Source organism: Flavihumibacter sp. CACIAM 22H1 (assembly GCF_001601815.1).
Classification (GTDB): domain Bacteria; phylum Bacteroidota; class Bacteroidia; order Chitinophagales; family Chitinophagaceae; genus Flavihumibacter.
The window spans coordinates 20,906-27,243 of the sequence record NZ_LUKG01000020.1 but is presented as its reverse complement, the minus strand read 5'-3'; the positions used below and the strand labels follow the sequence as shown (position 1 = coordinate 27,243).

Here is a 6,338-nt window from a genome sequence, read left to right as displayed (position 1 = left end):
ACCATAACCTGGAGCCGGTTGCATTTGATAGCAGCAATCGGTTCCCGTCTATTTTTACCATTTTCAGGAGCCAACGGCCTACTGCAGAAGCTGGTGCTATCTATAACTGGGAAGGCTTTGGAAGGTTGTTTGATTCCAGCCTCGTAAACCTGAGCCGGCATTATCCAACACAGGATGCTACCGTGGCTGCCTTTGCAGAATACCTGGTTCAAAAAAAGCCCGTGCTATCCTGGGTACATCTGGATGAGGTAGATGGTGCTGGTCATAATTTTGGGCATGGTACAAAGGGTTATTTTGAGGGTATTCGTAAGGCAGATTCCTGCGTTGGGGTAATAATCAATGCGATGCGGAAAGCAGGCATGGAAAAGAATACAATGGTAATGGTGGTGGCAGACCACGGCGGCGTGGGTTATGGACATGGAGGTACTGAACTGGAGGAACTTACTGTTCCGGTAATTTATTTTGGCGTCGGCATAAAAAACGGCTACCAGATCCAACAACAAATTTATCAGTATGATGCAGCCGCTACGATTGCGTTTGCCCTTCAACTGCAAACTCCCTATGAATGGATCGGCCGGCCTGTAAAAGCTGCCTTTAAAGGATTTGAAGAACCGCCGGCCGTTTGGAAAGCAATTAAACTGGCTGATGCGCCGGTTATTTATCCAGAAGCAGCCTTTTTTGCAAGGGCCGGGGGATTGTATATCGACTCCTTGCCCCAGGTTAAAATTAGTGCAGCAAACGAAAAATCGTCTGGACCGATTTACTATACCACAGATGGAAGCAACCCGACCGAAAAAAGTACTAAGTATACCGAACCTTTCGGACTTTCTTCAACATCGGTAGTTAAGGCGGCCGTATTTGAAAACGGTACACCAGGTAAAATTGCTACTGCATATTTCAGGTTGCTGAAATCAGGCGGACAGAACGGTGTAGGTTTCCGTTTTTTCAAAGGAGATGAATGGAAGCAATTACCAGCTTTTGCATCGCTGAAGCCAACCGGCAGCTGGACGGATTATGAATTCCTGGTTAACCCGGTAAAGCTGGAGAAAGCACAAGAAGGACATAAGGGAAGTTTTGGAATAGTAGCAGAGAGTATGCTCGAAATTGACCAGGACGGCGACTACCAGTTTTATACAAGGTCAGATGATGGCAGCCGGCTGTTCATAAATGGTAAAAAAGTGGTTGACAACGATGGTGATCATGGCGTGGAAGAGAAATCAGGCAAGATAAAACTTACCAAAGGCAGGCATGCCATCAAGGTAGAGTATTTTAATGGCGGAGGTGGTTATTGGCTGGATGTTTATTATAAAGGCCCTGGTTTGGAAAAACAACTGATCCCTGCCAATAAATTGTTTTATTAAACAATCAATAATACTTTAATCATTTTAAACAGGGCTCCTATAAAAGAACAAATAACGCCCCCTTACAAAATAACCCAGGGTGCGTTTATAATACAGTCTGGCCTTTTCCGGATCGTATTGGTTGTTCAAGATTCTGTACAACGAAAGAATTAGTAAGATTATTCCTGCTAGTATTGGGATCAGAATAAGAGCGGCAAAAAAAGCGTCTTTTTTTTCCTGCTTTACTATTTCTGTGGCAAAATTCAGTACAAAGCCCAGGATTATACCTGCTGCAGTTACCATAGGTTGTCTATAATTGAAAAGCTTATCCTTTTCCATACAGGTTATTTACTTCGGCAAAATAGCTTTTGTTGAGAAACGGCCTGTACAAAGTTGCCGGTTTTTTAGCGGGAAGTGTATCTTTAAGTAACTGACCTTATTTATCATTCAACCAATGCCATGTTAACAATACTGCTTTTTTGGTTCCAGTTATTTACAGGAACAGCGCCGCAGCCTGTATTATTTGAAGAGGTGCAGGTGTTTACCGGAAATGCACAGACTTTGACGCCGCCCTCTTATGTATTGGTGGTAGGCAATAAAATTCAACGTATCAGTACTGCGCCGTTTGAAGTGGATGCCGGTACACTGCGCATTAATGGGAAAGGTAAAACACTGATGCCGGGGTTAATTGATGCCCATGTGCATCTGGCATTTGGCTCCATGAGCATGCAGGATATGGCCTCGCCCGATTTAGGACAGGAACTGATTTTAAAACATATGCGTAAAAGTGCGGAGGAAATGCTGCTCCGGGGTTTTACCAGTGTGCGTGATGTGGGTGGGCCAATTTTCCCTTTTAAAGCAGCGGTTGATGCCGGTACGCTAACCGGTCCCAGGATCTGGCCCTCCGGCGCTGTTATCAGTCAAACCTCTGGCCACGGCGATTTTCGTACACCTGCTGAAAAATCAAGACGCTTTTTTGGAACCCCTTCTCGCTCAGAAAGCTTTGGTGCTAATTTTATAGCGGATGGAAGAGATGAAGTACTTACGGCAGTTCGGGAAAACCTTCGCTTTGGCGCCAGCCAGATTAAAATTATGGGTGGAGGCGGAACTTCCTCTGCCTACGATCCGGTGGATGTAACCCAATATACACTGGATGAAATGAAGGCGGCAGTAGAAGCTGCGGAAGACTGGGGAACCTATGTTACGGTTCATGCATATACATCCCGGGCTATTCAACGGGCTATTGAAGCAGGGGTAAAATGTGTGGAGCACGGCCAGTTGGCTGACGAGGCAACGCTTCGCCTGATGGCAAAAAAAGGCGTCTGGCTAAGCCTGCAAAACCTGGTAGAAGACACACCCGATATGGATTCTTTAAGGCGGGAAAAAAGAAAACCGGTAATAGAAGGACAAGCCAAACTTTGGCCGCTTGCCAAGAAACTGAAAGTAAAACTGGCATGGGGAACCGATTTTCTGTTTGAACCGGCGCTCAATAAACAACAGAACAATTATATCCTGAAATTACAGCAATGGTTTACCAATGCTGAAATCCTGAAAATGATTACCCATGATAATGCAGCACTGCTACAGCTGGCAGGCCTTCGCAGCCCCTATCCTGGTAAACTGGGTGTAGTGGAAGAAAGCGCTTATGCAGACCTGTTGCTGGTGGATGGAGATCCTCTCAAAGATCTTTCGCTCCTTGCTAATCCGGAAAGTAAATTCCTGCTTATCATGAAGGATGGGAAAATAGTGAAGAATTTGATTAGTAAATAAGAACACCATGTACCAATAAGAACAGCTCTTGTAGGCGCCAGAATTCCGGCGCGCAACGACGGATGTGCACCAGCTTTTCCTGGAAATAATTACCGCTTACTGCTTCAACCCGCAGCAGATCGCCAACACAAATGCATCCATGAACTGTCTGCCAGATTCCGAAAAAACTTCCTTGAAAGACCAGGTTCCGGGCACAGTATGCTGATACTGGTTTGCTGTTTTCAGCATACGACAATGCCAGAAAAACAGCCATACGGCAGCAAAGTTTCATTGAACCGGGCGAAAAATGCCGGAATATTCTCGGCCTCTGTTATTATTGCAAAAAATAAAAAAGATTGCGCAAGAGCTGAATTACACGGAAATACAGATCAAATCATTCAATACCGTTGCAGGCTGCAATTGCGCCAGTTATTCCTTGAAAAAATCTCGCCAATATGGAGGAGTATAAAGACCGTCTTGATCAACCTTTTTTTGAACAGATCGAAGCCTACTTATTAAACTCCCTGCTGCCGGAAGAAAAGGCCGCGTTTGAAGCGAAGTTGGCGGCGGATCCGTCTTTACTGAAAGCGGTAGAATTGCGGCGCCAGCTCCTTGCACAAGTGCCGGCGGAATCGTTCAGGGCAGAAACGAAGGCAGCGCTTAAGACCGGCAAACCTCGTTTGGCCGGCATCCGTTCCATTAACAAATGGTGGTGGGTGGCAGCGGCCATGCTCATTTTGATCAGCGGCTTATGGTACCGGAAATACATGGCCCTTAGTCCGCAGCAACTTGCCAATCATTATTTTAGTCCCGACCCCGGTTTACCTGTTACGCTAAGTGGTACCCGCCAGTATCAATTTTACGATGGAATGGTGAGTTATAAAGAGGCAGATTATGATAAAGCTATTGCAAGCTGGCGGTCCATTCCAGCCACCAAGGGGCTTTCCGATACCCTGGATTATTATATTGGCGTGGCCTATCTTAATAAAGACCAGTACAACGATGCCCTGCAACAATTACTGCCGCTGGCGGAAGCCAATGGAAAGCTGAAAGAAAAGGCGAGTTGGTACCTTGCTCTTACCTACCTGAAACTGAATCAGCCCAGAAAGGCGCAAAAATTTCTGCAAAGCATCTCTACTTATCCCCAGGCCGATGAACTGCTGGAAGATATCAACCAGTTTATTGGGGAATAAGGCCCGTTTAAAAAAGCCAGGTTGCAGGGCTTGCGGTGGTACATGACGAAGGGCGGCAAAACCCGGTTACGATCTCCGGAGCTAGAAAATTGAGTCGTAAATCAACCCGTCTACTTGCGTAGGATAAACTAGGGCCGGGTATTGATCCGGTAAGAATCAAGCTTTAGTGGGTGCGGTTATGGAATACATTTGACCCAACGGAATAGCAGGCTGCTTACCGTTGGGTCAAATGCGTTTAGGCAGCTTTGCGTTTTTCGATTTCGGCGCAAAGTGCTTCAAAAATATCGTCTACCGTACCTTCTCCTTTTACTTCCACCACTTTACCGAATTGGCGGTAATGGTCGGCTACTGCGGAGGTTTTTTTATGATATTCCTCGATCCGGGCGCGGATAATACCTTCGTTTACATCATCCGTACGGCCACTGGTTAGGCCACGGTTTAATAAGCGCTTTACCAGCTCTTCTTCAGTAACTTCCAGGGCCAGTACCACGTTAATGGCTTCCTCGCGCTGCGCCAATAGGGCATCCAGGGCTTCGGATTGGGCTTTGGTGCGAGGAAATCCGTCGAACAGAAATCCTTTGGCTTCAGGGTTATTATCGAGGGCAGAGCGGATCATACCGATAACCACTGCATCCGGAACCAGTTCACCCCGATCCATAAAACCCTTGGCTTCCAGTCCCAGGGCGGTTTTATGGGCGATTTCCGAACGCAATAAATCGCCGGTCGATAAGTGTTTCAAACCATAGCGGGCAATCAGTCGCTCTGACTGCGTACCCTTCCCACTACCGGGAGGACCAAATAGAATTAAATTAAACATGTTGTTAAAAAACTCAGATGAATGTCAAATTTACGGGTTAGCGCCTAAAAATATTCCATTAAAACCCGATTAACCTTGAAAACTGTCAACCTGCTGACAATCCAAACGAACCAGTCAGTCGTAGCTTTGTTATAGAAATATGCGAACTATGTATGTAAAATTTGCGCTGCTGGCTTGTTTGCTGGTTTTTCAGCAATGCAGTTATTCGCAGCCATCCAAAAAGGAAAACAATAAATCAATGGATACCTCAAAAAATCCTGTTTTTTCTCGTACATCCTCCGAAAAGCTGAACCTGAGTGAGGAGGAGTGGAAAAAAATTCTGCCGGCCGATGTTTATTATATTGCCCGTCAGAAAGGGACGGAGCGACCCTGGTCGAGCCCCTTTGAAACCTCCAAAGAAATCGGCACCTACCATTGCGCAGCCTGCGGCAATCCGCTATTCCTGAGCGATACGAAGTTTGAGAGTGGTTGTGGGTGGCCAAGTTTTTACCAGCCGATTTCCAAGACCAGCATTATTTATACGCCCGATAATTCGCATGGCATGCGTAGAACGGAAGTTCAATGTGGCCGCTGTAAAGCTCATTTGGGGCATGTATTTGAAGACGGTCCTCCGCCTACCGGGCTGCGGTACTGTATAAATGGGCTGATTTTGGACTTTGAAAAGGCCAAAGAGGCGGAAAAAGCCTATAAAGAGCAGCACAAGGGGCAGTAATTGGGCGGGTAAAAATCCGGAAATCGGGCAAAAAAGTCGATTGGTCGGCAATTGCTGAGCGATGGACGAACTCATTCTTGATCCTGCTTTCTGCTTTGCATCTTTACATCATGAAGCAGCAGTAAGCGAATTGTCTCGGTTGTTACATTTGGACAAATTCTGGATCTGGATCACTAAACACTACTAAAAAAAGAAAAGCCCCTCTGGACGGGGGCTTTTTCTATGTGTCAGATACATGTTAGAACACCTGTCTGACGCCTATCACTTTACTTCATCCAATTCTACCTTTACGGTAATCTCTACTTCCTTGCCTACAACCAGTCCGCCTGTTTCTGTTGCACGATCCCATTTCAGGTTATAATCAAACCGGTTAATGGTAGTCGTAGCCTTGAAACCCGCCTTACGACCACGGCCGCCCGCAATTACACCCCCATAGGTTACCTGAAACGTAACAGGTTTAGTTACATCCCGTATGGTCAGGTTGCCGGTTAAAGCATATTTATTATTGCCTAATGGCTTCATAGAAG

Annotated in this window: 7 protein-coding genes; 4 read left to right on the top strand and 3 right to left on the bottom strand. The window is 46.1% G+C overall.

Annotated features, from left to right (window positions below; translation table 11 throughout):
- A partial coding sequence (locus A1D16_RS07855; RefSeq protein ID WP_290708810.1) for a PA14 domain-containing protein occupies positions 1-1,361 on the top strand: 1,361 nt, incomplete at its 5' end.
- 24 nt (positions 1,362-1,385) lie between these two features.
- Here the strand turns inward: A1D16_RS07855 and A1D16_RS07850 are convergent.
- Positions 1,386-1,679: a hypothetical protein gene (locus tag A1D16_RS07850; protein ID WP_290708809.1), complete on the bottom strand. Its 294-nt coding sequence runs from the start codon at positions 1,677-1,679 to the stop codon at positions 1,386-1,388.
- 120 nt (positions 1,680-1,799) lie between these two features.
- On the opposite strand from A1D16_RS07850, the gene A1D16_RS07845 reads away from it, so the two are divergent.
- Positions 1,800-3,110, top strand: a complete 1,311-nt coding sequence (locus tag A1D16_RS07845) for an amidohydrolase family protein (RefSeq protein WP_290708808.1) — start codon at positions 1,800-1,802, stop codon at positions 3,108-3,110.
- 434 nt (positions 3,111-3,544) lie between these two features.
- Complete coding sequence (locus A1D16_RS07840; protein WP_290708807.1) at positions 3,545-4,282, top strand: tetratricopeptide repeat protein; 738 nt, start codon at positions 3,545-3,547, stop codon at positions 4,280-4,282.
- A gap of 235 nt (positions 4,283-4,517) precedes the next feature.
- Here the strand turns inward: A1D16_RS07840 and A1D16_RS07835 are convergent, their stop codons facing one another.
- Entirely contained in the window at positions 4,518-5,099 is a 582-nt protein-coding gene (locus tag A1D16_RS07835; protein WP_290708806.1) for an adenylate kinase, read from the bottom strand.
- A 148-nt stretch (positions 5,100-5,247) separates the two neighbouring features.
- Here A1D16_RS07835 and msrB point away from each other — a divergent pair, with 148 nt between their 5' ends.
- A complete protein-coding gene (gene msrB / locus A1D16_RS07830; protein ID WP_290708805.1) occupies positions 5,248-5,811 on the top strand; it encodes a peptide-methionine (R)-S-oxide reductase MsrB in 564 nt (187 codons plus the stop codon).
- 261 nt (positions 5,812-6,072) lie between these two features.
- Here the strand turns inward: msrB and A1D16_RS07825 are convergent.
- Positions 6,073-6,338: YceI family protein (locus A1D16_RS07825; RefSeq protein WP_290708804.1), on the bottom strand; the 266-nt coding region annotated here is incomplete at its 5' end.

Bases quoted from the DNA above. Each gene is read 5' to 3' on its own strand.
- A1D16_RS07835 (WP_290708806.1), bottom strand. From the start codon at position 5,099: ATGTTTAATTTAATTCTATTTGGTCCTCCCGGTAGTGGGAAGGGTACG.
- msrB (WP_290708805.1), top strand. From the start codon at position 5,248: ATGTATGTAAAATTTGCGCTGCTGGCTTGTTTGCTGGTTTTTCAGCAA.
- A1D16_RS07850 (WP_290708809.1), bottom strand. From the start codon at position 1,679: ATGGAAAAGGATAAGCTTTTCAATTATAGACAACCTATGGTAACTGCA.
- A1D16_RS07845 (WP_290708808.1), top strand. From the start codon at position 1,800: ATGTTAACAATACTGCTTTTTTGGTTCCAGTTATTTACAGGAACAGCG.
- A1D16_RS07840 (WP_290708807.1), top strand. From the start codon at position 3,545: ATGGAGGAGTATAAAGACCGTCTTGATCAACCTTTTTTTGAACAGATC.